General features: G+C 43.5%; 4 protein-coding genes and 1 pseudogene. All 5 read left to right on the top strand.

The features are described 5' to 3' along the window. A partial coding sequence (locus ACFIJJ_RS09485; protein WP_375646766.1) for a phage tail sheath family protein occupies positions 1 to 843 on the top strand: 843 nt, incomplete at its 5' end. Further along, positions 843 to 1,349 (top strand): phage major tail tube protein, encoded by a 507-nt coding sequence (locus tag ACFIJJ_RS09480; RefSeq protein WP_375646765.1) that lies wholly within the window; start codon positions 843 to 845, stop codon positions 1,347 to 1,349. The genes ACFIJJ_RS09485 and ACFIJJ_RS09480, both read left to right, overlap by 1 nt. A gap of 1 nt (position 1,350) precedes the next feature. Next, on the top strand, positions 1,351 to 1,638 hold the full coding sequence (locus ACFIJJ_RS09475; protein ID WP_375646763.1) for a phage tail assembly protein: 288 nt from the start codon (positions 1,351 to 1,353) through the stop codon (positions 1,636 to 1,638). Positions 1,639 to 1,676: 38 nt separating this feature from the next. Continuing rightward, a complete protein-coding gene (locus ACFIJJ_RS09470) occupies positions 1,677 to 1,748 on the top strand; it encodes a GpE family phage tail protein (RefSeq protein ID WP_081485993.1) in 72 nt (23 codons plus the stop codon). Continuing rightward, a pseudogene (locus ACFIJJ_RS09465) lies at positions 1,745 to 2,315 on the top strand (phage tail protein); the annotation flags it as partial. The gene ACFIJJ_RS09470 and the pseudogene ACFIJJ_RS09465, both read left to right, overlap by 4 nt.

Raw genomic sequence — 2,315 nt, 5'->3', positions numbered from 1 at the left:
CAATCCATTGTGGGACAAACACCACGCATTCTCATCGCTCCAGGCTTTACACATCAACGCCCTTCCAGTGTGAATATTGAAGAGAATGGAACTGATGCAACTGCCAACCCCGTCGCAGCAGAACTCATTGGCATTGCTGAACGTTTGCGCGCCATTGTGGTGCTTGATGCACCCAACACAACAGATGAAGCAGCCCTTAGCGCAGCAAAGGATTTTGATTCAAAGCGCGCTATTATCGTTGATCCGTTTGTAAAGGTAAATCGTGATGGAAAAATTGTAGAACAGCCAGCAAGTGCAGCGGTTGCTGGTGTCATTGCTAAAACTGATTTTACACACGGTTTTTGGCATTCTCCTTCAAACAAAGTGATCAATGGCATTGTTGGTATTGCACGCCCCATTGATTTTTCCATTGGGGACAGATCCAGCCGTGCCAACCTTCTTAATGAACAAAACATCACAACAATTATCCGCGAAAATGGTTATCGCCTCTGGGGTAATCGCACCCTTTCAAGTGATACAAAATTTGCTTTCTTATCCGTAGTACGCACCGCAGATATGATCAATGATGCCATTTTGCGCGGACATCTATGGGCTGTCGACCGCAATATCAAAAAAACCTACATGAATGATGTCAGTGAAAGCGTCAATGCCTATTTGCGTGATTTGAAAGCACAAGGCGCCATTCTTGGTGGGCGCTGTACGCCTGATCTAGAGCTTAACACAGCAAGCGCCATTGAAGGCGGCAGAGTCTATTTCAATGTCGAATTCACACCAACAACACCAGCAGAACACATCACATTCCGTTCACGCATTGTGAATGATTATTTAGAGGAGATTTTTTAATGGCTATCCCCGTTTTACCAAGAGTTTTGAAATATTTTAACATTTTTGTCGACGGCATTCCCTATCAAGCAAAATGTGAAAGCGTAACATTACCGAATTTGAATTTGGTTGTTGAAAGCTATCGCGGCGGAGGCATGGATAGCTCTATTGAAGTTGACCTTGGTCTTGAAACCCTCACACTTAGCATGACCATTTCTGATTGCTCTCCAGAGTTGATGGCACTGTTGGGGCGCACTGATGTCGACATTTCATTGCGCAGTTCAATGCAAGCGCAAGGCACACCAGCAGAAGGTGTTGTCATTACCATGAGAGGACTATGCAAAGGCTTTGAAATGGCAGAATGGCAACCGGGCAGCAAAGCAACTTCTACGGCTACATTCACATTGCAATATTTCAAATATGTCCAGAAGGACGTTGAAATCGTTGAGATAGATGTCCTCAACTTGGTGAGAAAATTCAATGGCGTCAATCAACTCGCAGACCATAGAGAAAATATAGGATTATAAAATGACAGTCCAAACAAGCATTACACATAAATTACTTGTACCGATTACCTTTGAAGGAAAAGAGCATACCACAATTACCTTACAGCGCCCCAAAACAAAAGATGTGCAAGCAATCGATAAAAAAGAAGGCATAGAGCAAACAATTGCTATGATCGCACGCCTTTCTGGATGGGCACATGAAGCGGTTGGAGAACTCGATATTAATGACTTGTCGAGCATTGGAGAGATTTTGGAGTCTTTTATCAAGCGGCGGGACACCTCGACTGGGAAACCGCTGCTAAACTCATAGCCGATATCGCCATTGTTTTTCATTGGTCCCTTTCAGACATGATGGAAATGGAACCGCAAGAACTCATATTCTGGCGAAAACAAGCAGCAGAAAGGTATAAGACAAAATGAGTGAAAAAGTTGCTGATGCAAAGGTAAAATTGTCTCTTGAAGACAAACTCACCGCACCTCTCAAACATCTTCAAAAAAAATTCGATACATTGTCAAAAACACTCTCACATAGTTTGGGTATTCCGCGCTTTTCTGCTGCTGTCAAAAACATGACAAAAAGCCTTCATGGCGTTCAAAGTGCTCTTGGAGTGGCGGCAAGTCGTGCTTCTGTTTTTACCGGTGTCTTAGGACTTGCTGGTGGGGGTCTTGTGGCAAGTGTAGCCGCCCTCACCATGAAAACCATGCATCTGGGCGATAGTCTTTATCACGCATCACACCATTTAAATATGAGTGTTGCATCACTTCAATTATGGGGTGATGCAGCCGATAATTCAGGCACTTCTGCCGAACTTTTTCAACAATCCTTAGCGGTTTTAAATAGGCGTTCAGCACAAGCATATGCCGGACAAAAAAGAGGCATGATGGGCTTTGAAGCACTTGGCATTTCTGTCAAAAACACTTCTGGAAAACTCAAATCCACTTCTGTCTTGTTAGAAGAAATTACCGACAAGATGAGTAAGATGAAAA

Source organism: Bartonella sp. TT29SHDZB (genome assembly GCF_042193395.1).
In the GTDB taxonomy this organism is placed as follows: domain Bacteria; phylum Pseudomonadota; class Alphaproteobacteria; order Rhizobiales; family Rhizobiaceae; genus Bartonella.
The sequence above is the reverse complement of the archived record's forward strand: the minus strand, read 5'-3'. Positions and strand labels throughout refer to the sequence as shown.

Bases quoted from the DNA above. Each gene is read 5' to 3' on its own strand.
- ACFIJJ_RS09480 (WP_375646765.1), top strand. From the start codon at position 843: ATGGCTATCCCCGTTTTACCAAGAGTTTTGAAATATTTTAACATTTTT.
- ACFIJJ_RS09475 (WP_375646763.1), top strand. From the start codon at position 1,351: ATGACAGTCCAAACAAGCATTACACATAAATTACTTGTACCGATTACC.